Annotated in this window: 21 protein-coding genes; 5 read left to right on the plus strand and 16 right to left on the minus strand. The window is 64.1% G+C overall.

Annotated features, from left to right (window positions below; all coding sequences use genetic code 11):
- Nucleotides 1–3 precede the first annotated feature (3 nt).
- Nucleotides 4–888, minus strand: a complete 885-nt coding sequence (locus GY769_03820) for a hypothetical protein (protein ID MCP4201041.1) — start codon at nucleotides 886–888, stop codon at nucleotides 4–6.
- A 63-nt stretch (nucleotides 889–951) separates the two neighbouring features.
- On the opposite strand from GY769_03820, the gene GY769_03825 reads away from it, so the two are divergent.
- Nucleotides 952–1,614 carry a hypothetical protein gene (locus GY769_03825; protein MCP4201042.1) on the plus strand — a complete coding sequence of 221 codons (663 nt, stop codon included), beginning with the start codon at nucleotides 952–954 and terminating at the stop codon, nucleotides 1,612–1,614.
- A gap of 14 nt (nucleotides 1,615–1,628) precedes the next feature.
- On the opposite strand, the gene gmd is transcribed toward GY769_03825, so the two are convergent.
- The 7 genes from gmd to GY769_03860 all read right to left on the minus strand — a co-directional run bounded on the left by gmd (nucleotide 1,629) and on the right by GY769_03860 (nucleotide 8,998).
- Nucleotides 1,629–2,702 carry a GDP-mannose 4,6-dehydratase gene (gene gmd / locus GY769_03830; GenBank protein MCP4201043.1) on the minus strand — a complete coding sequence of 358 codons (1,074 nt, stop codon included), beginning with the start codon at nucleotides 2,700–2,702 and terminating at the stop codon, nucleotides 1,629–1,631.
- A 58-nt stretch (nucleotides 2,703–2,760) separates the two neighbouring features.
- Nucleotides 2,761–3,801, minus strand: coding sequence for a 4-hydroxybenzoyl-CoA reductase (locus GY769_03835; GenBank protein MCP4201044.1), 1,041 nt, complete (start codon nucleotides 3,799–3,801; stop codon nucleotides 2,761–2,763).
- Nucleotides 3,802–3,822: 21 nt separating this feature from the next.
- A complete protein-coding gene (locus tag GY769_03840; protein MCP4201045.1) occupies nucleotides 3,823–6,402 on the minus strand; it encodes a molybdopterin-dependent oxidoreductase in 2,580 nt (859 codons plus the stop codon).
- A complete protein-coding gene (locus tag GY769_03845) occupies nucleotides 6,395–7,018 on the minus strand; it encodes a (2Fe-2S)-binding protein (GenBank protein ID MCP4201046.1) in 624 nt (207 codons plus the stop codon). The genes GY769_03840 and GY769_03845 overlap by 8 nt, the downstream gene beginning before the upstream one ends.
- The gene (locus GY769_03850) at nucleotides 7,003–7,674 is read right to left on the minus strand and encodes a TetR/AcrR family transcriptional regulator (protein MCP4201047.1); all 672 of its coding nucleotides are present in this window, start codon (nucleotides 7,672–7,674) and stop codon (nucleotides 7,003–7,005) included. Before GY769_03850 ends, GY769_03845 begins: the two co-directional genes overlap by 16 nt.
- 336 nt (nucleotides 7,675–8,010) lie before the next feature.
- Complete coding sequence (locus tag GY769_03855) at nucleotides 8,011–8,568, minus strand: TetR/AcrR family transcriptional regulator (GenBank protein MCP4201048.1); 558 nt, start codon at nucleotides 8,566–8,568, stop codon at nucleotides 8,011–8,013.
- A gap of 22 nt (nucleotides 8,569–8,590) precedes the next feature.
- The gene (locus GY769_03860; protein ID MCP4201049.1) at nucleotides 8,591–8,998 is read right to left on the minus strand and encodes a YjbQ family protein; all 408 of its coding nucleotides are present in this window, start codon (nucleotides 8,996–8,998) and stop codon (nucleotides 8,591–8,593) included.
- Nucleotides 8,999–9,213: 215 nt separating this feature from the next.
- On the opposite strand from GY769_03860, the gene GY769_03865 reads away from it, so the two are divergent.
- Entirely contained in the window at nucleotides 9,214–10,737 is a 1,524-nt protein-coding gene (locus GY769_03865; GenBank protein MCP4201050.1) for a response regulator, read from the plus strand.
- Complete coding sequence (locus tag GY769_03870; GenBank protein MCP4201051.1) at nucleotides 10,734–12,848, plus strand: EAL domain-containing protein; 2,115 nt, start codon at nucleotides 10,734–10,736, stop codon at nucleotides 12,846–12,848. Before GY769_03865 ends, GY769_03870 begins: the two co-directional genes overlap by 4 nt.
- Before the next feature lie 51 nt (nucleotides 12,849–12,899).
- Here the strand turns inward: GY769_03870 and GY769_03875 are convergent, their stop codons facing one another.
- From GY769_03875 to GY769_03885, 3 genes are all read right to left on the minus strand, one after another.
- The gene (locus tag GY769_03875; protein ID MCP4201052.1) at nucleotides 12,900–13,355 is read right to left on the minus strand and encodes an Hsp20/alpha crystallin family protein; all 456 of its coding nucleotides are present in this window, start codon (nucleotides 13,353–13,355) and stop codon (nucleotides 12,900–12,902) included.
- A 486-nt stretch (nucleotides 13,356–13,841) separates the two neighbouring features.
- Nucleotides 13,842–16,469 carry an ATP-dependent chaperone ClpB gene (gene clpB / locus GY769_03880; GenBank protein ID MCP4201053.1) on the minus strand — a complete coding sequence of 876 codons (2,628 nt, stop codon included), beginning with the start codon at nucleotides 16,467–16,469 and terminating at the stop codon, nucleotides 13,842–13,844.
- Between the two features lie 11 nt (nucleotides 16,470–16,480).
- Nucleotides 16,481–17,491, minus strand: a complete 1,011-nt coding sequence (locus GY769_03885) for a DnaJ domain-containing protein (GenBank protein ID MCP4201054.1) — start codon at nucleotides 17,489–17,491, stop codon at nucleotides 16,481–16,483.
- Between the two features lie 308 nt (nucleotides 17,492–17,799).
- Here GY769_03885 and GY769_03890 point away from each other — a divergent pair, with 308 nt between their 5' ends.
- On the plus strand, nucleotides 17,800–18,648 hold the full coding sequence (locus GY769_03890; GenBank protein ID MCP4201055.1) for a class I SAM-dependent methyltransferase: 849 nt from the start codon (nucleotides 17,800–17,802) through the stop codon (nucleotides 18,646–18,648).
- Between the two features lie 7 nt (nucleotides 18,649–18,655).
- Here GY769_03890 and GY769_03895 read toward each other — a convergent pair whose 3' ends face one another.
- The 5 genes from GY769_03895 to GY769_03915 form a co-directional block, all read right to left on the minus strand.
- Nucleotides 18,656–19,042 carry a hypothetical protein gene (locus GY769_03895; protein ID MCP4201056.1) on the minus strand — a complete coding sequence of 129 codons (387 nt, stop codon included), beginning with the start codon at nucleotides 19,040–19,042 and terminating at the stop codon, nucleotides 18,656–18,658.
- A 12-nt stretch (nucleotides 19,043–19,054) separates the two neighbouring features.
- Nucleotides 19,055–20,947, minus strand: coding sequence for a hypothetical protein (locus GY769_03900; protein MCP4201057.1), 1,893 nt, complete (start codon nucleotides 20,945–20,947; stop codon nucleotides 19,055–19,057).
- Nucleotides 20,948–21,035: 88 nt separating this feature from the next.
- Complete coding sequence (locus GY769_03905; protein ID MCP4201058.1) at nucleotides 21,036–21,857, minus strand: thioredoxin domain-containing protein; 822 nt, start codon at nucleotides 21,855–21,857, stop codon at nucleotides 21,036–21,038.
- A 6-nt stretch (nucleotides 21,858–21,863) separates the two neighbouring features.
- Entirely contained in the window at nucleotides 21,864–23,003 is a 1,140-nt protein-coding gene (locus tag GY769_03910) for a VWA domain-containing protein (GenBank protein MCP4201059.1), read from the minus strand.
- A gap of 76 nt (nucleotides 23,004–23,079) precedes the next feature.
- Nucleotides 23,080–24,564 carry a hypothetical protein gene (locus GY769_03915; GenBank protein MCP4201060.1) on the minus strand — a complete coding sequence of 495 codons (1,485 nt, stop codon included), beginning with the start codon at nucleotides 24,562–24,564 and terminating at the stop codon, nucleotides 23,080–23,082.
- 427 nt (nucleotides 24,565–24,991) lie between these two features.
- Here GY769_03915 and GY769_03920 point away from each other — a divergent pair.
- On the plus strand, nucleotides 24,992–26,190 hold a 1,199-nt coding region (locus GY769_03920), incomplete at its 3' end, for a hypothetical protein (GenBank protein ID MCP4201061.1).

Genomic DNA, 26,190 nt, shown 5'->3' on the forward strand with positions numbered 1-26,190 from the left:
CCTTCAGGTCAATAGCGCGTCCAGGACCTTCTTCAGCAGACCGCCCAGGCCGGCTTGAGGAGTATCGAAGGGCGACGACGAGGCGGGCCAGGAAGTCTGAGCGGGGCGCCGGGCTTCCGCCTGGTTGCGAATGAGCTCCTGCTTCTGAGCCTGTGCGAGGCCGCCGTCTCGGATCCAGCTCAGAATGCGCGCCAGCTCGCCCATGTCGAACCAAACCCCATGCTTCGTGCAGACGTCCACGATGACTCCGCTGCGTTGGCCATAGTTGCGGCGGTTCATCAGCTTATTGCAGTCCGGGCAGGGACGGTACAGCGGCTTCAGGGCGTTGCCCAACTCGACTCTGTCCCTTGAAGTCGAGGTTCGCTCGGGCGTCCAGTCGAGGGCGCGCTCGCGCGCCTTTTCTTCCAAATGCTGGAACGCGGGTCCGCCTAGCCAGAGGCCGGCACAACGCGGGCATTCAAGGATGGTGAGGCGTTCTTCTCCCAGGGCACGGCTGCTGAGTCGGTGCTCAGAGCCACAGGCCGGGCAGCCGGCCTCGACGGTTTCTCCGGCCGTGCCCTGCGGTGCGATCGGCAGGGCGCAGGCATGGCAGTAACGGGCCTCGCGGCTGATCCGCGCGGCGCAACCCGGGCAGATGGTGTCGAGATCCTGCTCGCGGAGAGTGAAATGCGAACCGCAGAACTGGCACGAGCGCGCCTCGTGCAGTCGCGGCGCTCCGCACGCGGAGCATCTCACCACCGCCGATTCGTGGGGTCGGGGCTCCCGGACTTCGATGACCTCGCCGCAGACACAGTGGAAGCGGCTCCCGCCTTCGTGCCCCGAGGCGTCGAACTGGCGCAGACAAGAGACACACGCTACGAGATGGCGGAGCCTGGCTGGTTCGGTCATAGGCATTGAGAGTACGATGGGTCCGATGGGTCGAATTCTATGCAGGGAAGGGCCTCGCAGGGTATGAAAAAGCTCATTGGCTATTCTCTGGTGTTCTTGCTCGGCGTTGGCGCGACGCTGGGCTTCTTGGCCTGGCGGGAGAGAGCGCGGGCGCGGGGCCGTGATGCGGTATCGGTACTCGATGTCTCGGCGGCCAGGAAGACTCGTGAAGAGCTGGTCACCCGGGTAAATCGAGCGCGCCAGCGAGACGGCGTCTCACATATCGTCCTGAGCGAGACCGATCTCGCGGCTCTGGCCACCTCGGCGATTGCCGAGCACCCGCGGGGCAAGGAGATCATCCAGGTCGTGCGAGAGTTGCGCACCGACATCGAGGTGAACTCGCTCGAGCTGGGTGTCTCGGTCGACGTGAGCGCTCTCGAGCGGAGCGGTCTTCTCGAGGCCGAGATGCTCGAGCGAGTACTCGACATCTTGCCGATTCTGCGCGGCAGAAACCTCTACATCGGGTTTCGCGGCGTGCCGGGGGCCGCCGATGGCAAGATCACATTGGTCGAGGACCTGGAGGTCGCTCTCGGCTTCCTGACCCTGCCGGTCGATGATGTTGCCGAGAGGCTCGGGCTGTTCGGCGACGCGGTGTACTCGAGCCTGGAGTTCGACCTCGGCGGGTTCGAGGTCGAAGAGGTCCAGGCCGGGAAAGACAAGGTCACCCTCGAGGTGCGCGCCAGGTGACTCCCGGCGCGCGCCTAGGCCGGCGCGGCGCTGGGGGAGAGCCGGTTGCTGGCGGCGCGCAGATCGGCATCCGCCATCAGTCGCACGAGCTCTTCGAACGTGACCTTGGGCTCCCAGCCGAGATTGTTCTTGGCGAGGCTGGCGTCACCCAGGAGCAGGTCCACCTCCGAGGGCCGGAAGTAGCGCGGATCGATACGCACTAGAGTCCTGCCGTCGGCGGCAACGCCCTCCTCGGCCAGGCCTTCGCCTCGCCAGGAGAGCGGCAGACCAACGTGCGCGAACGCGTGTTCGCAGAACTCGCGCACCGAGTGAGTCTCGCCGGTCGCTATCACGTAGTCCAGGGGCTCATCGGCCTGGAGCATCATCCACATGGCCTTGACGTAGTCCTCGGCGTACCCCCAATCACGCCGAGCGTCGAGATTGCCCAGCGACACGGACTCCTGGAGGCCGTGGCGAATGCGGGCGGCCGCCAGCGTGATCTTGCGAGTGACGAAAGTGTCACCGCGTCGTGGAGACTCGTGGTTGAAGAGGATGCCGCTGACAGCGAACAATCCATAGGATTGGCGATAATTGCGCACGATGTGGTGGCCAAACACTTTGGCCGCGGCGTAGGGGCTCTGCGGTCGAAGGGGTGTCGATTCCGTCTGGGGGGTCTCGAAGACCTTGCCGAACATCTCGGACGAAGAGGCCTGATAGAAGCGCGTGCCCGAGCCCAGATCCCGGATCGCCTCGAGCAAACGGACGACACCCAGGCCGGTGACGTCTCCGGTGTACTCCGGAACGTCGAACGACACCTTGACGTGGGATTGGGCCGCGAGGTTGTAGATCTCATCGGGACGGATGTTGCGGAGAGCTCGGTACAGCGACGAGGCGTCGCCGAGGTCTCCGTCGACCAGATGAAAGCGACCGCCGGTTTGATCCGCGGTTTCTGAGATGTGATCGATTCGAGTCGTAGTGCTGATCGAAGCGCGGCGGATGAGACCCCAGACCTCATAGCCCTTGGCGAGCAGCAACTCCGCCAGGTAGGAGCCGTCTTGCCCGGTAATACCGGTGATCAGCGCTTTTTGTCGGTCGGATTCTGATTGCATGAGCTGGCCTGCCCGCGGGAACGCAAGAAAGAAGTCTACTGCATGGAAGACGCCCGACCTAGAGGTGCGGTGGCGGTGGGCGATCGTGCGGAAGCGCCGCCGCTTCGCACAGCGCCGCCTCCGCGTAGCGCTCGACCATGATGCCGCGCCACTGCGTCTTGAAGTCGGTGTTGTCCATCGGCGTCGCGGCTTTGCGGGCCGCGCGCGCCGCGGCGCGAATCAGATCGAGGTCGAGTTTGTGCCCGGTGAGCGCCTCGGCGGCGAGGGGGACATCGAGCGGTCGCGAAGCGACCGACCCGAGGACGACTCTGGCTTTCTCAACGACGTCCTCATCACCAAGCCACAGGGCCACGGCGACCGACAGGACGGCGAAATCGATCGAGCCTCGGCGGCGGAGCTTCCAGAAGGCGGTCCGGCAGTTGCCCGGGCTCTCGGCACTGCTCTTCGCCGGGACCTTGATCTCGGTCAGGATCTCGCCCGGGCGAATCGTCAGATAGTGAATGCCGTCGTTTTCATAGAGCTCGTTCAAAGGGATCTCGCGTCCGCCGTTCTCCGAGCGTAGGACCACCGTGGCTTCGAGGGCGGTCAGCATTGGAGCGGTGTCGGAGGCGGAGTGGGCCCAGCAGGTCGGCGAGCCCGGGGCCACCCAGCAAACCGTCCCCGCCTCCTTCAGGCAGTAGTCAATCGATCTGCGCCATTCCTCGGTCTGGTTGTAGTAGGTGCAGCGCGTATCCAGGCAGAGGTTACCCCCCAGGGTGGCCATGTTGCGCAGGGGCGGCGAGGAGATCGACGCCGTTGCGCGAGCCAGTGCGGGATAGAGCTCGGTTACGGGGCGCGCTCGAGTCAAATCGTCGAGCAGGCTGGTGGCGCCGATCGAAAGGCCGGCGCCGTTGCCGTTGAGGCCCGAGACCCCGCGCAGCTCGGCGATCTTCATCAGCGAGATTACGGCCGAGGCGTGCTGGTGCCGTCGCTTCATGTTCGGCCACAGGTCGGTTCCTCCCGCCACCAGGCGAACCGAGGGCCCCTCGCCCGAGATTATTGCCAGCGCCTCGTCGAGGGTCGGCGGTTGGTGGAAGCGGAAGGGTGGTAGTCGAAGCATGAGTGATCGGGGGCACTTGGCCTAGTCGGTGGTCAGCTTGCCGTGTTTCTTGAGAGCTTCTTCGCGCTCGGTCATCGTGCCGGACGCCGAGCGCATGCCTGAGCGCAGCTTGTGCTTGACGTCGTCGATGGCCCGGCCGTCGCCGCCCTGCTCCGGCGTCGGAACGTGTAGGGTGGCGCCGAAATCGATCTCGGGAAACCCGGAGGGACCGAAGCGAGGCGCTCTGCCGCGGGCCTTGGCGGCTAGCGCGCGCAGGATCATGTGCGGCTGGATCGGAACCTGATCCACACGCACGCCGACGGCATCAAAGACGGCGTTGGCGAGCGCCGGCATCACCGGCAGCAGGGGTCCTTGGCCTACCTCCTTGGCGCCGTAGGGGCCCTCCGGATCCGGATCCTCGATCAAATAGCTGGTCACCGGTGGCATCTCGAGAAAGGTAGGACTCTTGTACTCGAGCATCGACGGATGTTTGTGAACCAGGGCCGAGGAGTACTTGGGTGGCAGTCGGCGGTAGGCCTGTTCTTCCATCATGGCCTCGCCCAGGCCCATGTAGACCGAGCCCTCGACCTGCCCCAGAACCAGAACCGGGTTCAGGGAGCGTCCGATATCGTGAGCGATCCAGACGTGTAGCGGACGGTAGAGCCCGGTCTGAGCATCGACTTCGACCTCGATCGCGCAGGCGCTATAGGAGTAGGTCGGCGACGGGCCGACGCCGGCGCCCCGGTATTTCCCGGGAGAGCGGGGGGGGATGTAGGAACCGACCGTCGAGAGCGTGCCGAACTTGGCCTCGGCGGCGACACAGGCCTCGGGGAAGCTCATCCCGGTGTCCGGATTGGCGCTGTCGAACACCCGGCCCTCCGAGAACACCAGGCGCTCCGAGGCGATCTCCAGATGCTCGGCAACCGCTTCGGCGAGCAGAGCCCGCGCGCGCTCGGCGGCTTCCAGGGCCGCGTTGCCGGCCATCAAGGTCACCCGTGAGGAATAGCTGCCGAGATCGACCGGGGTGAAGCCGGTGTCCGCGACGCACAGCCGGATGTCGGCCAGCTCGACGCCCAGCGTCTCGGCCGTTATCGCCGCCAGCACCGAGTCCGAGCCCTGGCCGATCTCGGCCTGGCCGCAATAGACGGCGACGCTTCCCGAGCGGTCGAGCAGCAGCTGAACGCCCGATTGCGGCATGTGGTTCCAGTAGATCGGAAGCCCGGCCCCGCAGAGATAGGAGCCGCAGGCCAGGCCCAGGCCGCGACCTTCCGGCAGCTTGCCGTAGCGCTTCTTCCACTCGCTGCCCTCGACCACGGCTTCGATGCAGCGACGAAGACCGATGGTGCCGAGTTTGAGCCAGTTGGCGGTGATGTGGCCGGGCTCCTCGAGGTTCCGAAGCCGCAGCTCGGCTGGATCGAGTCGCAGACGCTCGGCGGCCTTGTCGAGTTGCACCTCCCAGCCGAAGCGGGGCTGGGGCGTGCCGTGCCCGCGCTTCGGTCCGCAGGGCGACTTGTTGGTGAAGACCCGAACACCGTCGAATCGGTAGGCGGGCAGCTTGTAGGTGACCGTCTGCAACGCTCCGGTGTAGTAGGTCGACGCGACTCCGTAGCTGCCGTAGGCACCACCGTCGAGCGCGGTCTTGAGATGCTGGCCGAGGATTCGGCCGTCCTCGGAGAAGCCCGTTCTCATCGACATCAGGACCGGATGTCGCCCGCGGTGACAGTAGAAGACCTCTTCGCGAGTGAGCGCGATCTTGACCGGCCGCCCGAGCTGGAGAGCCATCTTGGCGGCTGCGATCTCGTGGTTGAAGGGATCGCTCTTGCCACCGAAACCGCCTCCGTTCGAGCATGCGACCACGCGGATTCGTGAAGCCGGTAGATCGAGAACACGCGCCAGGGCGCGATGGACGTAGTGCGGAGTCTGGGTCGACGAGTAGAGCGTGATCCGGTCTTCGTCTTCCGGTACGGCAACCGCGGCGTGCTGCTCCATCGGCAGATGCGTGTTGCCTTCGTAGAAGAAGGTGTCGTCGAGCACCAGGTCGGCGCCCTCCAGCGCGTCGGCCACCGGGCCGAACTCCATCGAGACGGCTTTGTGAATGTTGCCGCCCTCTTTCGGGTATTCGTGGATCCTGGGCTCCGGCGTCGACAGGGCCTCGTTCAAGGTGGTGATCGTCGCGAGCTCTTCGTAGTCGATCTCGACCGCCAGGGCGGCGTCGGCGGCGGCGTCCTCGGTCGTGGCGGCCACCGCAGCCACCGGATCGCCTACCATTCGAACCTTGTCCGGGCAGAGTGCGTGCTCGTCCTGGGATACCGGCAGAATGCCGAACGGCTCCGGCATGTCGGCGCCGGTGATTGATCCGAGAAAGCCCTCGACCTCGCGGGCTTTCGTGAAGTCGATGCCGCGAATGAAGGCGTGCGGAACGGTCGAGCGCACGAGCTTCATGAAACACATCCGCGGAAATGCCAGATCGTCGGCGAACCTCGTTGCGCCGGTGACCTTGGCGCGGCCATCGACCCGGCGGAAGGGCCGGCCGATGTAGCTGGAGTCGCGCTCCGAGCTCGGTTTCAAATCCGGTTTCGGTCTCGGAGGAGGCGGCGCTGTGCGCGCCGGCTCGCTAGCCATCGTGGGTCTCCCGAGCTCGAAGCGGGAGGTTCGGTTTCGGGGAGGGCGGCGACCCGTGCGACCTTTTCTTCGCTGCCGAACCCGGCTCCGGCTCCCCGTAGAGCACATGTTGCGGCGCTACGGCGTCTTCGCCGCGCATTCTGGAGGCCGCCCACTCGACGCCTTCGACGATCTTGTGGTACCCAGTGCATCGGCAGAGATTGCCGGCCAGTGCCTGCTCGATGTCCTGGCGCCCGGCGTGCGGTCGCTCGGCGAGGAGCGCCTTCGCGGCCATCAGGATGCCCGGTGTGCAGTAGCCGCATTGAGCGGCGTTCAGATCGGCCAGAGCGGTTTGCAGTGGATGGAGCTCGTTGCCATCGGCGAGCCCTTCGACCGTTTCGATGGATTTGCCCTCCATCTCGGCGGTCAGGACCAGACACGAAAGCACCGGCCGACCGTCGACGAGAACCGCGCAGGTGCCGCATTCGCCCAACTCGCAGCCATGCTTGGTCCCGGTCAGGCCGCACTCTTCCCGCAACACTTCGAGGAGTGTGTGATGGGTCGGAAACGCCACGGCTCGCCGCTCGCCGTTGATTTCGAGAACCAGCGATGTGTGGCCGTCTAGTGGCTCGGGCATTCGTCCCTCTGAGTTTCAGGGCCAGGAGGGCCAGGAGAGCCCGCGGAGCACGGCAGCATCAGCCCACCGACCAGGAGGTCGGCGAACTCTGAGCCGATCTCGGCCGCGCTCTTCTTGCCGTCCCGTCGGAACCACTTCACCGTCCAATTCAGAGCTCCGAGAATGGCCAGAGTCGCGGAGTCGGAATCGACGTCGCGAAAGACACCAGAAGCCACGCCCTCATCGATGATCTGTCGAATCGCGTGCTCGTAGTCGTCCCGAAGCTCGACGATCCTGCCGTGCCATTCTTCGGAGAGAGCTTCCACCTCGAGGTGGGCGAGGGAGCCGGGCGTGGTCTCGTTCAGGAGCTCGACATGGCCGACGATGAGATGTCGCAAGCGCTGGTCGGCGCCGACGTCGAGCGTGCGTGTTTTCTTGACCAGGGTCCGCAGGCCCGCGAGAGCGTCTTCCTGGCAAAAGGCCAGGAGCTCTTCCTTGTTCTTGAAGTAGTAGTAGAGGTTGCCGACGTGCATCCCCAGCTCGGAAGCAATGTCGCGCATGCCGGTGGCATGGAGGCCCTTGCTGCGGAACACCGTCGACGCCGCGGCGAGGATCTCGCGCTTGCGGTCGGCGGCGCGAAGCGTCGTGGGAGAGCTCTCGGCAGCAATTTGAACCATTGTTCAAATTCTATCCGACCAGCTACGGGTGTCAAGGCTGAAGGTTGGCGATGTTCGAGCCGAGGGTCGACCGGCGTCGGAGCTCTCTCGGGACACGGATCGGCGATTCTGGCGACACTCTTGTCAATTGCGCGGGGCGCGCTCGGAATCGGCATTTCCGAACCGGCGAGCGAGAACGGCCAGAAGGCTCCAATAGCGATTGCCAGGATCGGGATATTGCGTTTGGGCATTTCCGGGTCTCCTCTCACCTGTGAATACGCGATCGTCGATCGGGAGCGGCCAGATGTTGTGGTGCCGCGCCAGAGAGTGCGTCTTCCCCGATGGGGTGAGCCGCGGCTACGTGCCGAGCAGATCCTGGATCGCAGGTCCCAACTCGCCGAGGTCGAGCTCGGGATCGAGCGCTTTGTGGAGCGCGAGGCCCTGAAGCAAGGCCACGATCAGGCGGCCGCTGCCCTCGGGGCGCCCGGTCCCGAGCGCTTCGTCGACCGCCCGAACGGCGCTCTCGAGTCCGGGTCCGAGCGACGTCGCCACCTCTGGCGACTTCAAGGCTCGGCTCCAGAGATGGAGATCGAGACGCAGGCCGTCGGAAGCCGCCTCGGAGTCTAGGTCGGCTGCGAGCCGGGTGACGGCGTCGGCCAGCGCCTTCCGGCTCGATGCCGATTCCAGTCGGCCGAAGAATGTCCGAATCTGAGCCTGTCGCTGTTCGGCAAGTGCGCCGAGGATCTGTTCCTTGCTGTCGAAATAGCGATAAATAGCTCCCGGGCTGAGGTTCGCCGCGCGGCAGATATCGCGCATGGTCGTGCCCTGGATTCCGTTGCGGCTTACGCAGCGCTGGGCCGCGGCCAGAATGCCCCGGCGCCTCGCTTCGAGGTACTGAGCGGGGACCTTGGGCATTGTCGAAGAAGCTCCGGTCGGGTCAGGTCGACAGATGGATCACCAGGCGACGGCGCTTGGGAGTGGTTCGGTGTTCCCACAGGAAGACGCCCTGCCAGGTGCCCAACACGAGCCTGCTGTCGGAGACCGGTATGGCCAGTGACGATGCCGTCAGGACGCCCTTGATGTGCGATGGCATGTCATCGGGACCTTCTTGGGTATGGGTGTAGAGCCGGTCGTTCTCGGGAACGGCTCGCTCGATCCAGGCCTGGAGGTCCCGGGTGACGGCGGGATCGGCGTTTTCCTGGATCACCAGGCTGGCGGAGGTGTGCTGGACGAATACCGTGCACAACCCCTCGTCGAGTCCGGATTCGGTCACCGCTTCTTGAACCACGGAGGTGATTTCGACCAGACCTTTGCCCGGGGTGCCTATTTCACGCCGAACGAGCATGGCAGAGGTTTACCGATCTCGAGGCCAGATGCAAGCAGTGGAGAGAAGCGGATCGGCGATCTATTGACGCATGGGCATTTGTCAAAAACGGCCGTTTGTGCGACCTTTGGCCGACACGAACGACAGTGTAAGCGCAACGATATCTGGGAGTTGAAGAAGCGCTTCACTGAACCAATGCCCGAGGTGTATCGGGCTGGTCCTTCCGAGATTCGCCCGTGAGCCGCCCGAGAATTCTCCTCATCGACGAGGACAGTCAGGATCGCGCGCTGGCCGTTTTGGTGCTTGCGCGCGATCTGGAAAAGCCCGCGATCGTCGAGGTGGGCACGGCCAACGAGTTCACCGTAGCGGTTTCCCGAGGCGCCTACGACGTCGTCGTCACCGAGCAGAGCCTCAGCTGGTCGGAAGACATCGACGTTATCGAGACGCTCCGCGAAAGCCGCTCGGACGTGCCGATTCTGGTGTTCACCAAGACGCCCGAGGTCGAGACGGCGGTGCGCGCCATGCGCGCGGGCGTCTTCGAGTACATCGTCAAGTCGTCGAAGGGTTTCCTGATACTCGGTAGTGCCGTGCGGGAGGCGCTGGAACGGGTCGAGACCGAGCACCAGATCGCGCGCAGCGAGCCATGGTTGCAGACGCTTCTGGACCGGGCCAACGTCGGAGTCTTTCGCTCGACGCTCGACGAGCGCCTGATCGAGGCCAACCCGGCCGTGCTCCGCCTGCTTGGCGTCGGTTCGCTCAAGGAAGCCCTTGAAGTCGATCTGCCGACACACTTTCTCGGAACCGAAGGCGGCCGGGCGGACCTGCTGCAGCGCCTGAACAGCGAGGGCGAGCTGCAGGCGCGGGTGGTCGAGCTCGAACGTCCCGACGGAACCAAGGTTTGGCTGAACCTGACCGAAGTACTGCTCCTCGACGTCGACGGAGACATCGTGGTCGACGTTCTGATTCATGACATTTCGCATCTGCAGCAAGGTGCGGGTGGGCTCCAGGTCCGACTCCAGGAGCTCGAGCGATCGAACGAAGATCTCTCGAGCTTTGCCTCGATGGCGGCGCACGAGCTGAAGGCGCCTCTGAGGACGGTCGGCAAGTACACCGAGCTTCTGAAGGCCGATCTGGCGGGCGATCTTCCACAGAAGGCAAAGGAGTCTTTGGAGTTCGTGCACGAGGGGGCTCGAAACATGCAGCGCCTGGTCGATGGACTCCTCGAGTTCTCGCGGGTGAGCGCCGAGTGGCGGGGTTTCCAGGCCTGCGACTGCAATACCCTCGTCAACCGTGCGCTCCGCTCTCTGCAGCCTTTGATCGAGGAGAGCGGCGCGATGGTGCGCAGGCAGGGCCTGCCGACCATTCTGGGCGACGCCGACGAGCTCGAGCACGTCTTCCAGAACCTGCTGTCGAACGCCCTGAAGTTCCGGAGCGAGAAAACCCCGGAGATTTCGATCTCGGTCAACCGGGAAGAGGAGAGTTACGTTTTCTCGGTTCAGGACAACGGCATCGGTATCGATCCCCGGGATGGCGAGAGGATTTTCAAGGTTTTTTCCCGCTTGCACCCCGACCGCCCGGGCTCCGGAATCGGCCTGGCTCTGTGCCGAAGAATCGTGGAGAGACACGGAGGCCGAATCTGGGTAGAATCTAGTCCCGGTGGAGGAGCGGTTTTTTCTTTTGCGATCCCCATTAATGGAGATCGGTCGGATGAGCCCGGTCAGACGAATCTCGTGAAACGGACGACGGTGAAGAAGGCATGACTCCGGATCCGATCAGGATCCTACTCATCGAAGACAACCCGGCCGACGCCACGCTCGTCGAACGCTACCTCGGCCAGAGCTCGCAGGAATCGGAGTTCAGAGTCGAGTGGGCGAATCGCGTCGCCGATGGGCGGAATCGACTGAGACAGGGCGGTCATGACCTCGTGCTGCTCGACCTTTCGTTGCCCGATAGCGACGGCGCCGAAACCTACGAGACCGTACTGTCGGATGCAGGCACTGTGCCGGTAGTCGTGATGACCGGGCAGAATGACAGCGATCAGGCTCTGCGAGCGGTTCGTGAAGGGGCGCAGGACTATCTGGTCAAGGACCGGGTTGACGCCGACATCCTGGTGCGCTCGATCCGCTACGCCATCGAGCGCAAGCGCGTCGAAGAACAGCTCCGCATCAGTGAAGAGAGATACTCGCTCGCCGTAACCGGCGCCAAAGATGGGGTCTGGGATTGGGATCTGCGGACCGAGTCGATCTACTTCTCAGACCGCTGGAAGAGCATGCTGGGCTGGGACCCGGAAGACATCGGCGAGGAGATCGATGCCTGGCTCTCGCGGGTCCATCCCGGAGATCTCCCGGCGCTCAAGCAGCGGCTGTCCGATCATCTGTCGGGCGCTACGCCCCACTTCGAGAGCGAGCACCGGATCTTGGAGAAGGGCGGCACCTACCGCTGGGTTCTGGCGCGCGGGCTGGCGGTTTCTGACGATTCCGGCCGAGTCACCCGGGTAGCGGGGTCGCTCACCGACATCCACGATCGCAAAATGACCGAAGAGCAGCTGCTCCACGACGCGATGCACGACGGATTGACTCAGTTGCCCAATTCGGCGCTGTTTCAGGACCGCCTGCAGGTGGCGATCGCGCAGGCGGAGCGGCGCCCCAACTACCTGTTCGCCGTGCTGTTCTTCGATCTCGATCGCTTCAAGGTCATCAACGACAGTCTCGGCCACTCCGTCGGCGACCGTCTGCTGGTAGCGATCGCGCGCCGGTTGCTTTCCTTTCTACGACCGGGCGACACCGTGGCGCGGCTGGGGGGAGACGAGTTCGCGATTCTCGCCAACGACATCGACGACCCGAGCGATGCCACGCGGATCGCCGAGCGCATTCAGGAGGAGCTCAGCCGGCCGTTCGATCTCGGGGGCCACGAGGTATTCACCGGAGCCAGCATCGGGATTGCCATGAGCTCCAGCGGATACAAGAGTCCCCAGGAGGTTCTGCGTGACGCGGATATCGCCATGTATCGGGCGAAGTCGCACGGTGGCAAACACCATGCTGTCTTCGATCTGAGCATGCATCAGCGAGCGGTCGAGCTTCTGCAGTTGGAGACGGACTTGCGACGCGCGGTGGCCGGAGGCGAATTCGTTACCCATTACCAGCCGATCGTCGATCTCAACGGGGGCCGCATCAAAGGGTTCGAAGCTCTGGTTCGTTGGCGCCACCCTGAACGCGGGCTGGTCTATCCGAAGGAATTCATTTCGGTGGCGGAGGAGACCGGCATGATCGTGCCGCTGGGCTGGTCGGTGATCCGCGAGGCCTGCAAGCAGATGTCGAAGTGGCGGGAGGGCGCGCCCGAGCAGGACCTCGCTTTGAGCGTCAACCTGTCGCCGCGTCAGTTCGCTCAGCCGGATCTGATCGACCGGTTGCTCGAGGTTCTTCAAGAGACCGGAATGGACCCCTCGAAGTTGCGTCTCGAGATCATCGAGAGCCTGATCATGGACGACGCCGAGAGCGCGATCGCGAAGCTCGGAAAGCTGAGGGATCTCGGTCTTCAGCTCCATCTCGATGACTTTGGCACCGGCTATTCATCGCTCAGCTATCTCCATAAGCTGCCGACGCATACGGTCAAGATCGACCGGTCCTTCGTGAAGCGCATGAGCGGAGCCGAAGGTCGCGACGAGATTATCGAGACGATCGTGTCGCTGGCGCGAGGTCTGGGCATGCACGTCGCGGCGGAAGGGCTCGAAACACCGCACCAGTTCCGCAAACTCAGGCAGCTGGAGTGCGAGTACGGCCAGGGCTACTACTTCTCGCGGCCGCTCGACGGCGAGCAGGCGCAGCTGCTGATCGATCAGAAACCGCGCTGGCGACTGTCCGCTCGAAGCTAAGAAAAGCCCGCCCATGTTGGGCGGGCTCCGGCTTCGAAAACCAGTCGATACTCAGCTGATCTCGATCTTGCGCGGCTTGGTCTTTTCGGTCTTCGGAACCGTGACTGTCAAGACGCCATCACCGTACTTCGCTCCGACTTTGTCGTTGTCGACCTCGTGAGGCAGCGTAAAGCTGCGGGTGAAGCGACCGTAGGAGCGCTCGATCCGGCGGAACTCGGCCTTGTTCTCCTCGTTCTCGAAGCGGCGCTCGCCGGTGAGAGTGAGCACGTTGTCTTCGAGGGTGATCGATACGTCGTCCTTGGTGAGACCCGGCAGCTCGGCCGTGAAGACGAAGCTCTCGTCGGTCTCGCGGACGTCGACCGCGGGGACCCAGCCGTCGCGCGCACCACCGAGGCCGGTCAGCAGGCTGCGCCGGAAGGGCTCGTCGCCGAAGAACTGATCCAGACTACGGAAGAACGGGTCGGCGAAGAAGTCGGTGGGTCGGCGGGTCAAATAGGCTTTGGTCATTCTGATACCTCCCTTGGGTTGATTGGGGCTCTTCAGGCGCGGATTGCCGCGCTTTCCTTAGTGTTTAACGCTAAGGTTCTGAGGGTTATTCCCGGAAAGCACATCAATTTGAGTCGTTAGGACTAAGATTATGGTCCTTTGATGCAAATGCTCAGCGCCCTCAACCGGTCGCCGCGGACTACGTTGAGGGAAATCGGAAGATGTATCTCGGGTCGCGCTTCGGCGCCGATCGGCAGAGCAGCCGGCCAGGGGCCGCCTCGGGCTTCTCAGCCTGCATGCGCCAGGCCCTCGGCTGCGCGCCGCTACGCGCATGCCGATGGTGGCCTTCGTGCCGGATTGCCGAGCGCTTGCGGCGAGCCCCCTGGGCGGCTGCCCGCCGAATCGGCTGGCCTCAGCGCGTCTCCAGTGACCCTCGATAAGAAGAGCCGGTCTCGGCCTTGCCGGCAAGGCCGAAACCGGCTCTCCTCCAGAGCAGTTTCCCCGATGCTACGCGCTCGCGCTCAGGCCGGTCGCGCGCAGGTCCACCGCCAGGGCGCCGTCGCGAACGTCGACCTGGATGAGCGTGCCGTCGACCAACTCTCCGGTCACGATGGCCCGGCCGATCTTGGTCTCGAGCTCGTGCTGCAGGTAGCGCTTGAGGGGACGGGCGCCGTAGACCGGGTCGTATCCGGCTCGGGCGATGAATTCCTGGGCGGCCTCGCTGAGCTCGAGGTGGGCACCGTGGTCCGCCAGCCTTCGGCTCAGCTCGGCGACCTGGAGTCCCACGATCTGTTTGATCTCCTCGAGCTGCAGCGCCTTGAACAGCACGATGTCATCGATTCGGTTCAGGAACTCGGGTCTGAAATGCGAGCGCATCTCGGCGAGGACCGCGTCGCGCGCGCTGTCTCGAATCCGGCCGCTCTCGTCCATGCCCTCGAGCAGATGGGGTGACCCGATGTTCGAAGTCATGATGATGACCGTGTTCTTGAAGTCGACCGTGTGACCCTGCGCATCTGTGACCCGGCCGTCATCGAGTATCTGAAGCAGGACGTTGAACACGTCGTGATGCGCCTTTTCGATCTCGTCGAAGAGGATCACCGAATAGGGCTTGCGGCGGACGGACTCGGTGAGCTGTCCACCCTCTTCGTAGCCGACGTAACCGGGTGGCGCTCCGATCAGGCGAGAAACGTTGTGCTTTTCCATGTACTCGGACATGTCGATGCGGATGAGATTGTCCTCGCTATCGAAGAGCGCTTCCGCCAGGGTCTTGGCGAGCTCGGTCTTGCCCACACCGGTGGGCCCCAGGAACACGAACGACCCGATCGGTCGCCGGGGGTCTTTGATGCCGGAGCGCGCCCGGATCACCGCGTCCGCGACCAGCTGGACGGCCTCGGTCTGCCCGATAACCCGCCGGTGGAGAATCTCGTCCAGCCGCAGGAGCTTCTCGCGCTCGCCTTCCACGAGGCGGGTCACGGGGATGCCGGTCCATCTCGAGACGATCTCGGCGACTTCGTCTTCGGTCACCTCTTCGCGCAAGAGCCGGGCGCCGTGGCCGTCGGCTTGACCCTGCTCTTTGGCTTGAAGGGCCTCCTCGAGCTGCGGCAACCTGCCGTGCTTGAGCTCGGCGGCGCGGTTGAGATCGTAGTCGCGCTCGGCTTGCTCGATCTCGTGGCGAACCTGCTCGATCTCCTCGCGAAGTCTGCGCACGTCCTCGATGGCCTCTTTCTCGGCTTGCCACTGGGCCTTCATGGTGTCGGTCTGCTCGCGCAGGTTGGCCAGCTCCTCGTGCAGGACCGCCAATCGCTCCTTGCTGGCTTTGTCCTTCTCCTTCTTGAGGGCGGCCTCTTCGATTTCGAGCTGCATCACGCGCCGAGTGGCTTCGTCGAGATCGGCCGGCAGGGAGTCGATCTCGGTGCGAATCATCGCCGAGGCTTCGTCGATGAGATCGATCGCCTTGTCGGGGAGAAAGCGATCGGTGATGTAGCGGTGCGAGAGCGTGGCAGCTCCGACCAGGGCGTTGTCCTGGATCTTGACGCCGTGGTGCACCTCGAAGCGCTCGCGCAGGCCGCGCAGAATCGAGATCGTGTCCTCGACCGACGGTGGATCCACCAACACCGGTTGGAAGCGGCGCTCCAAGGCGGCGTCCTTCTCGATGTACTTGCGGTACTCGTCGAGAGTGGTCGCGCCCAGACAGTGAAGCTCTCCGCGGGCCAGCATGGGCTTCAAGAGGTTGCCGGCGTCGGTCGAGCCTTCGGTGCGTCCGGCACCGACGATGTTGTGCACCTCGTCGATGAACAGCAGGATCTTGCCGTCGCTTTCCTTGACCTCGTTGAGTACCGCCTTCAAGCGCTCCTCGAACTCGCCGCGATACTTGGCGCCGGCCAGCAGGGAGCCCATGTCCAGGGAAAAGATCGCCCGGTCCTTGAGCCATTCGGGAACGTCGCCCCGGACGATGCGCTGCGCCAAACCCTCGACGATCGCGGTCTTGCCGACGCCGGGCTCGCCGATCAGCACCGGGTTGTTCTTGGTCCTTCGCGACAGGATACGGATCGCTCTGCGAATCTCCGAGTCGCGGCCGATGACCGGATCGAGCTTGCCCCGCCGGGCCTCGTCCACCAAGTCGACACCGTATTTGTCGAGCGCTTCGTAGGCCTGTTCGGGAGTGGCGCTGGTGACGCGCTGATTGCCGCGCACCTCTCGGAGCGTTGAAAGAAAGCGGTCGCGCTCAACGCCATGGCTGACGAGGATCTTGCCCGCCGGGGTGCTCTTGCCCTCCTTGATCAGCGCGAGCACGACGTGCTCGACCGAGACGTACTCGTCCTTGAGGCGCTTGGCTTCATCACCGGCCTTGAGCAGGAGCTGTTGCAGGCGGGGAGTGACGTAGACCTTACCGGCCTCGGCGCCACCGCCCGCAACGCTGGGTCCCCGCGCGAGCTCTCGCTCGAGCTCCTCGGCCAGGTTGGCGGGATCGACGTCCATTTTCTGGAGCAGCCGCGGCACCAGGCCTCCGTCCTGGCGCAAGAGCCCGAGCAGCACGTGCTCGCCGTCGACCTGCTGGTGGCCGAAGCGGGTTGCCAGCTCATGGCCATCCTGAATGGCTTCTTGAGTCTTGAGTGTCAGCTTGTTCATATCCATGGCCTAGACCTCTAGCTTTGACCTCTGGGGTTGAACTCGGAGTCCTTCGCCAGTTGCTCGAAGAGCTCGCGATCGCGATCGGTGAGCTCGGTGGGCACCATGATCTTGATCTCGCCGAAGAGATCGCCATTGACGCCGTTCTTTTTCGGGAAGCCCTTGCCTTTCAGTCGCACCTTGCGCCCCGAGGAGGAGCCGGCGGGGATCTTGACGGTGACTTCGCCGTCGAGCGTCCTGATCTTGGCCTGGCCGCCGAGCGCCGCCTCCCAGGGCGTGATCGGGATGATCGTGTGCAGGTTCGAGTCGTCGAGCCGAAAGTCGGGATGGGGCAGGATCTCGACGGTCAGGTAGAGATCGCCGCGCCCGCCGCCGGCGCCACTGCCGCCGGTGCCCCCCTGCCCGGCGAGTCGGATCTTCTGCCCCGGGCGAATCCCCTTCGGTATGGAAACTCGCAGAGTCCGCTGCTTGCCGGTCGCCGGGTCGGTGACCCTGATCTGTCGCTTGCCGCCGCGCCCGGCTTCTTCGATCGACAACGAGATCTTGGTCTCGTAGTCGCGGCTTCCTTGGGACGCCTGGGGCCGGGCGTTCCAGGCAGCTCCCGCGCCGCCCGGAGCCCCTCCGCCGAACAGGGTCTCGAAGAACGAGCTGAAGCCGCCGTCTCCGGCTCCTCGGCCCCCGAGATCGCCGAAGTCGAAGCGGACGCTTCGGCCCTGCCCTCCGGGGCCGCCAAAGCCCGCGCCGCCGAAGCCGAACTGGGAGAAGATGTCTTCGAAACCGGGTGGCGGCGAGCCGGTTCGCTGGGCCTGCTTCCAGGCCGAGCCGAACTGGTCGTACTTCTGCCGCTTTTCGGGATCCTTCAGGACTTCGTAGGCCTCGTTGATCTCCTTGAACTTCGCCTCGGTCTCGGGATCCTTGTTGATGTCCGGGTGGTACTTGCGCGCGAGCTTCCGGTACGACTTCTGGATCTCGTCCTGCGAAGCCTTCTTTCCGACTCCCAAGGTCTTGTAGTAGTCGTGGTAGTTCAAGCGAAGTTCCCCCGGTCAGCCCGACGCAGCCGAGCCGCGACCGTTTTGAGGCCTATTGTGCCCGATAGGGCCCCAGATCTTAGTCTGAAGCCCTCATATTCTTAAACCCGGAGCCGCTGGGTTTCATTCCCGGAAGATGTTCTCTGGGCTCGGACGACCAGCGACAAGCCTAGCGCTAGACGAATCGCCCGGGCGCCACCCGAATAGGTGGCCCGACGCGTCTGATCTTTCCAATGCTAGGCTACTGCGTCGTCGGAGCGACACGCTCAGCCTTCTCGGGCGGCGTTGGTGAGAAGTCGACTGGAAACGTGCGCGACGCTCGAACGGAGTCACCAGCAGCATGCGCGGAGGAGAGCCGCGCGCAGCATCGCGCCGACTACCATCGGTTCTGGTCCGATATCGGTTCCAACTTTCCGGACCTCGGTGGCGCCGAGAGCACGGCGTACTACCTGGAGAACGAGATCCGCCTCTTCGAGGAGAATCTGCCCGAGCTCGAGGGTAAGACGGTCTTCAAAACAGACCTTTGGGACGAGGCCAAGAACACGAGGATCCTGCGCTGGGCCGTCACCGAAGGCGCCCACGCCTTCGGTATCGATCTGTCCACACCCGTCGTCGAGCAGGCTCGGCGGGAGTTCGATAGACACGGGCTCCGGCTTGCAGCCGCGACCGCGGATGTTCGAGCGATCCCGTTTCGCGATGCCTGCTTCGACGCCGTCTATTCGATGGGCACGGTCGAGCACTTTGCCGAGACCGAAGAAGCCCTGGGCGAGATCTACCGCGTTCTCAAACCCGGCGGCCGCGCGATCATCGGAGTGCCCAACCGATGGGATCCGTTTCTACGACCGTTGTTGGTTGCGGTTCTGTATCGCCTCGGGCTCTACGGCTACGGCTTCGAGAAGTCCTACTCGCCGCGCGGGCTACGGCAGATGCTCGAGCGCGTCGGCTTCACGGTGATCGCGACAACCGGGATCCTGCTCATTCCCGGCTGGCTACGGATGTTGGATCTCGCCGTTCACACTTGGCTGCGATCCTTTTCACGGCTCACCGCGGTACTGGTCAAGCCGTTCAGGTGGCTGTATCGCCGCTTCAGGGCTCTGCGGCGGCATGGCTACCTGCTCGTGATGATCACTACGAAGGTCGAGGCCGGAAATGACTAGCGGGCACTCACGCGGACCGGATTGCCGCCGAGACCGGATCTTCCAGGTGGAGCTCTCGCCAGGTCGCAGAGTCGTCGGCAAAGCAGAACGCGGTGAGACTCTCGACCAGCTTCGCCGCCTTGGCGGCGTTCGAGTCCCGATAGTCGCAAACGTGCAGGTCGATCGTGGCGTAGCCCTCTTGAGCCCAGTGGTGGAGCACCAGATGCGACTCCGCCAGCACCCAGACGGCGGTCAGGCCGCCGTTTTCGAACTCGACCAGTCGGTGTCCCACAACCTCGAGCTCGGCGCGACGGACCAGCGCCGCAACCGCGCCTATCAAGCCGCTCGAGTCACCGACCGCCTCGATGAAGCCTCGGGAGACCGGCCCTTTGCCGACGAAGTGGTGTGATGTCATCGAAGCCGCATCTTACTCCCGGTCGGTGTCGAACGACCAGTGCAAGTCCCAGAGGGCGACGGTTAGTGCCCGCCGGTCGAGGTTGCCGAGCACCTCATCGGCCACGGTCGCCGGTTGTCGCGCACTGAGCTCGATGACGTGAGCGGCGGGAGCGAGCTCGAACGGCCCTATCGAGTGCGTGCCGAGCGCGGTACCGACTTCGATGACCGCGATCGGGTTTCTGTCCAGGCTCACGTCCAGCGTACGGGGCTCGGCAAAGCCGTGCAGCTCCAACTCGAGCTCCACGCTCAGAGTTTCGGTGGTGGTATTGGTCACGGTCAGCGATCCGTGTTGGCTCATCCAGCGATAGGTACGGTCCCCCTTGTACTCGCGCCAATGGAAACCGTCCGAAAGACTTGTCAAGAGCCGCAGCCCAGGCCGGTCGTCGACCGCGAACAGGAAGGCATCGTCAAAGGTACCGACCGCTGTAAGCCCCTCGGGCGAAGCGTGACCCGAAAGCCAGTGACCGAAGGGACTCGGTCGTCGCACCAGCAGATGGCTGAAGCCCCGCTGCGCGAGCCCCGCGATGAATCCGGGATCGGCGCAGTCTTCGATGCCCGTGGGCGTCGAGATATCGGGCGCGAAGCGAAGGAAGAACGTAAGCTCCGCGCCACTTCCGGACGGCACGCAGTCCAGGGCTCGCACGGGCTCGGTCTGGTGCGCCAGCCAGCGGTGGGCGGATGTCGGCAGTACCTCTCGCCAGCGGAATGGCGGCAGCGGCGTCAGCTCGAGCAGCGTGAACGCGACCAGCGCGGTCGCCGAGAGCCTGGCGGCGGGCGAACGGCTGCGGGCCAGCCGTGCGGCTCCAATCGCCCCCAGGATCGCCAGCGCTAGAAATACCACCAACCCGAACCGCGCGTAGGCCCGGAACATGGGCAAGACCTCGTAGATCAGAGCCGAGGGTGCCAGCAACGATGACCAACCCTCGTTTGCCGATGGCGCCAGCGAGAACCAGAAGGCGCCTCCCGCCGCGAGAACCAGAGCCGGGGCGGCGGCGAGGCCAGTAGCGCGGCTGCCTCGAAGGTACTCCACCAAGGCCACGGTGCTGAGCAGTAGAAGACCGGCGCCGACCGTGACCTGCTGCTCGAGCAGTCCGTCGAGCGCCTGCCCGGCCCAGAGGTCGCGGGTCCAGGAGCCGAAAAGCGGATGCTCGACCGGCGGCACCAGGTAACTCCACCAGCGTGCACCGTAGAGCAGGAGATCTTCACGGGGAAACCCGAGGGCACTCGGGTTCACGAGCACCGTCGGCGCGGTGAGTGCGAGGTGCGTCACTGCTGCAATACCGAGCGCCGCCAGCGTTGCTAGCGTCGTCGCGAGATTGCGAGCCCACGGCCGCCGCTCAAGCGCGCGTCCCAGGCAGAGCCCGAGGAGCACGAATGGCGTCACCACGGCCGCGATCAGGCCGTAGTAGTAGCTGGACAGCACGACGAGAGCTGTCGCCAAGGCCAGCAGCAGCGCCCGCGGCAGGCTCCACCGTTCAAAGCACAGCCACAGTGCCAGCAGATAGAGGGGCAGCCATTGGGTCTGGGAACCGTGCGCGTGGTAAGCGGATTGGGCGACGTGAAAAGGAGCGAAGCCGTATAGGAGACCGGCCAGCCAGGCCGCCGGCCGGGAGGCGGCGAGACGAAACGCCAGCAGGTAGGCAAGAAGAGCGGCCAGGGGAAAGCTCGCGAGCACCACGATGTTGAGCGCTCGGATGCCGTCTCCGGTGACCCCGGCAACGGCGGCGCCCAGATAGTCGGTCGCCGGCTGGGTGAAGAGGCTCCACCCGCGTGGATTCTCGAACTGGTAGGCGACGATGAAAGGGTCGGCGTGCCGTCCGACGATCTCCGATCCGAAGAGTCGCGAGCCAGGGTCGCGCAACACCGGCGCGGCCATGAGCAGGGTGAGACCGGTCGCGACAACGAAGATGCCACCGGCTCCGCGCAGCCACTCGGGCCACCGTAACGGAATACTAGCTCCTGGCCTCTTCGGGGATCGGCAGGTTGAGACGCGTCAACTCCTCGTTAATGAGCTTGGCGAAACCGCTGAAGGGCTGGGCCCCTCGCAGGTAGCGGCCGTTGACGAAGAAGGCCGGTGTCCCGGTCAGCTGCATCGACCGAGCCTCTGCCGTGTCCTCGTCCACGGTCTTCTTGTTGCTGAGATCCTTGAAGTCCTGTTCGAACTTGGCGACGTCGAGGCCGAGGTCTCGAGCATGTTGAACCAGCTGGTCGTACTTCACGTTCTTTTGGTCGGCGAAGAGCTTGTCGTGGTATTCCCAGAACTTGTTCTGCTTGTGCGCGGCTTCCGACGCCACATGGGCCGCCGGCGCTGCCGGGTGGAGTGACGGCAGCGGGAAATGCTTCCAGACTACTCGTACGTTGCCGCCGTAGACCTCTTGGATTCGTTCGAGCGTCGGATTCACGCGCGAGCAGAACGGGCACTGAAAATCCGAGAACTCGGCAATCGTGATGGGTGCGCTGGACGGCCCCTTTACCGGGGAGCCCGAGGTTTTGATCGGATAGACCCGGTTCGGATCGGGCCCTCGTCGCGCGGGTTGTGCCGCCGGCGCCGCCTGTGCCGGAGCCTGTATCGGGCCCGAACTCTTGAGCGCGGCGACTCGATCGTCGATCTCTCCGAGCTCGTTCTGGAGCGCATCGAGAGAGCGCATGTTCGTAAACGAGATCATGAGTACGACCACGATCCCCGCCAGCGTCGCCAGACCGATGGCGTCAACGCCGGATTGCGGTGCGGGAGGTGGTGCCGGTCTAGGTGTTTGTGGTTTGTTCTTGGCCATTGCCAGTCACTCCTCGGGAAAGTCGAAGCCATTCTCGCGGGCCTGTTCGCGAATCGTCCCGCGCACCACCTCGTCGAACGATCTCGGATTGCGGGCTCCGAAGGCGGCCGTTCGGTTCGCGACCGCGCGCCGCCGCTCGATTCCCAGCTCGGCGATACGTTGCCGCAGCTCCAGCCGGGCCTCTCGCATCTCATCTACGTAGAGAAAACGCTCCTCGGTCGTCATTCCGCTCATCTCTCGAGGGAGCTCGCGAACCGCAATCGAGGCCAGGTCGACGCGGCCTTGATCCACGGAGTTGACCAGGTCCCAATCGGGCGAGTAGAGCGGACTCGCTTTGGTCATGGCCCGGGTCGCGGCCACCGCGGCGCCGAGGCTGGAGGCGTTTTCGTCCTCCTTGGCGAGGCTCCTGCGCCAGGCCTTGCCCTCCTTGCCGACGGGGATGTAGGTTTTGTTCATCAGGGCTCCGAGCTCGCTCAGGCTGTTGTCGAACCTGGTCGGCACCACGACCGTCGGAGTCGTGTGATCGATCGCGGTGAACTGTCCATCGGCCAGCTGCGCCATCTCGCGCCAGCTGGCGGCGTCGGCGTGGTCGGGCTGTCCGCAGAAGATCGCGCTGAGCAGGATGTTTCGCTCTCGGGCCGCCTCGCTCATCTCGCGGAAGTCGACGTCGAGCTCTTGATCCGCCGACTCGTTGCCAGCAACAAAGAGGAGCTTGAGAGCGTTCTCGGATTCGGACCATTCCAGCCGCTCCAGCGCGGTCTGAATGGCCCTTCCGACGTATTCGTTGGCGCCTCGGCTCTCGAGAGCGAACAGCCGCTCCGAAACCAGATCCAAGTCGGCGGTCAGGCCGGTTTCGATACGTCCCCATCCGTCGGCCGGGCTGCCCGTCTGATTGCCGTAGGTGAGGATCGCGACCCGCAAGTTCGGTGTCGGCTCGGCCTCCGCCAGATCATTGATGATCTCCCAGATTTTGATCCGAGTGGAGTCGATCAACCCCCTCATGGTGCCGCTGGTGTCCAACGAGATCACCAGGTCGATCGGTTCTCCTTGCGGTGCGACCGAAGCCGAGAGAGCCGCCTCTGAGATCAGGCACGCCCCTGCCAAGAGGAGCGCGATTCCAATTCCTGGCAGCTGACGCGCGATCATCTCAGACTATTCCAGGGGGGCGGTACGCGTCTCGGCATTTGCATACGTACGTTACCCACGCGGCGCCTACCCTACATCACGAGGACTTCGAAGAGCTCTCTCCGGAAGCCTGTTGGCGTACCGCGACGGATTCGGCGGCGCTGTCTACCGCTCGGCCGATTCGGGGACGGGCCGTGAACCAAATCAGCAGCAGTGGCACTGCGATCGACATGGCGCGAATGGCCGCGATGGGAAGTTCTACGCCAGTATGAATAGCCAACTCGCCGAGAAGAATGACTTCACCTCCTTGTAGCAGCGCGAGTATGCCCACTCCCAGCGCGAGACGGTGGTCGCGAAACGGCCGAACCAACGCAACCCACATTGCCGCGAAGAGTGCGAACTGAAACGCCGGCATCAAAGAGACAACCCCTTGAACATCGGTGTAAGTATGCCCCAGGTGGAAAGACTCCAGCCGCTGGGCCGCGGGCCAGAGCCAAACCCGCCCCAATACACCGACAACAACTCCGGCGGTCGTGCCGGTCACAAGGGCTCGAATCGCGAGCAGGCTCTTTGAGCTCGAGCCCTGCTCAGCCGGAAGGCGGTAGGCCGTCCAGATGACGATCGCGGCGGCCGTAAGCACCTGGTAGAAGGCGTGAATGGCGATTGCGTAGGAACCGACGATCGTGGCGGGGATCGCCAGTATCAGCAAACGGGCGCTTCCCAGGAAGACAAAGAGCGGTAGCGCTGCCAGACTTGCTAGGGCTTTCTGGCCGGAGGAGACTGGCAGGAAGAGAGCCGCGGCCAGGTAGACCGGCAGGAGCGGCGTCACGACACAGGCCGGAGTCACGAGCCACGCTCCGTGGGGGGTCGTCAGCAAATTGTCTGCGACCTCGACCTCAACTCCCAGGGTCTTCATGAACGCCGCGGCGACAAGCGTCGACCAGCGAGCGATCTCCAGAACCACAGTGCTCCTCATCAACCAGGGAGCCAGGAGGAAGAACAGAAGTACGAAGAGGCAAAGCACGCCCAGGAACTGCAAGGTATTCTGCGGCGGAAACGAGCTTCTCTCCTCCGGGGGAATCGACGTTCCCTCCTGCGACCGGAGCGAAGAGCCCATCCAGATGAACACATATCCGGCGGCGACTGCGATCAAGAGCGCCGGCCAAAGGTAAATGTGGAGGAAAGAGAAGACATCGCCCTGATCGGCGACCATCGAGAGCGAGCCGATTCGAACCAGGTTGAGGAGGAGAATGATCCCCAGGCCCAACGCGCAGCCCAGGATCCTTCTTCGCCAACGCACCGGAAAGGCCAGTATCGCGCCCAGGACCAGCGCCATCGGATCCGCCCCCGTGCAGCTGAGCCCGACGAACACCGAGCTTGGCTCGGTGCCGGCCAGTGTGCACGCGATGCGGCCCTGAAGCCCGGAAAAAGGGAGCAGAACGTTGACCTGAACCCAGGGAATCCGGACGACCGCAAAGAGTGCCAGCACCCAGAGCGAAGCCCTGAATACGAACGCGACGCCTGAGTTCCGACCGAGAAGTGGCCCGGATGTGCGCGAGTCGCCGGACGCTGATTCTCCCATTCTTGCTCGACTCCGGGACGTTCGAGCGGGTGTGCCCTCTCCCGCTGCGAGCCGGAAGTATAGCCCTCGATCCGTCGATCGGCGGCTGTTTGACTCCCTCCAGGGACTTGGCGTAAGGTGTTTTGTATTGTAAGTAAGCCGTCGGGGATGGAGGCTCCCGGCGGTGGAGAGGAGTTCGGTGGGGCGGAACAGGCTCGAGGGAGACCCCCCGTGGCGCCGGGTCAGCGAGTGCCCTCCCGCAAGCGGGCCATTCTCCAATATAGACGCTCTTCGATGGGTTGCTGACGGTCTCCTGACGGTCGTTGTGATTGGATTGACTTCCTGTAGAAGTCTTTGGAGACAAGGATATTTCCGTGAACCGGAGTCAGTGAGGGCTGTGATGTCTAGAAGCAAAGGTTGCTGTAGTTCCCGACCTCTGAGTCGAGCGATGCGCGCGGAGCAAACGACCGGCAGGACGGCGGCCATGGGGCTGGTGCTGGGCGTGCTCTTGCTGGGCAGCGCTCCGGCCGTGTGGGCCCAGTGCAACTCGGATCTGACGCTGGTGCTGAGCAACAACATCGGCTTGATCGTGGGCGAGGTCGAGACCGTTACGCTGATTGTGGATAACCAGTCTCCCCAGCTTGCCCAGGAGTTCGAGACCGTCTTCTACCGGCCGAACTGCGAGATGGTGGATGCGAGCAAGGATCCGGACGACCCGCTCTCTTGCGACCCCTTGGAGGATGGCTTCGGGGGCGTCCAGCGTCCGTTCAACGTGACCGCTTCATCACTGCGTCCAGAAACCACCTGCCCCGGGGTCGTGTTGACCGACTTTGCGGTGGGCGGGATACCCGGACCGGCGAGCATCGAATTCACGTTTCCGAGCCAGCCGGGAGGGGTTCTGACCCTGGGTCCGCAAAGCAGCTGCCAGATCGTCTTCCAGCTCGAGGTCGCAAATTTTCCGGAGGACTTCCCGGCCGATTTCATCGTCCGTCAAATTGCTGGACAGGCCGGGTCCTGTGTCGACAGCCCGCTGGGCTCGCAGTCCAAGGATACGGCGGGGACGACCTTCGGCCTGCCGTTTTGCGGCGCCTCGGTGGACAAGCAGGTTTCGTGCGATGGCGGCCTTACCTGGCACGATGTCGATCCCAACCTGGGCGACGAAATCCCAGACGGTGTGGCCGAGGGCTGTATCGGCTGGGACGACCCGAATAGTCCTCCCGAGGTCAGGGTTCGTTACTTTGCTCGGAATCTCTCCACCAACAATTTCGAATCAGGCAATGACCTGACGTCGTGCAGTCTCTCTGATAGCAATCCGGCGGTTCTCGGAGCACCGATCGACATCGGCACGTTGGTCAGCGGTGTGGACTTCTCATTCGAGACCGAGCTGCTGGAGTGCAACGCGGCGTTGGAGCTCAACGAGCCGAACACGGCGACGCTGGACTGCATCTGCCCGGCCGACGTGGGGCAGAACATCCCGATCCAGAGGACTGACGAGGCCGACATCGAATGCCAGGCCCCGGCGCTGGAGGTGAGCAAGGAGTGCACGGCGGAGCTGGATCCCGACACCGGTGACTTCATCTACACGGTGACCGCGACGAACCCGGCGAATCCGAGCGGGGCGACCCTGAATAACTGTGTCTTGACCGA

The organism is bacterium (assembly GCA_024224155.1).
GTDB lineage: Bacteria > Acidobacteriota > Thermoanaerobaculia > Multivoradales > JAHEKO01 > CALZIK01.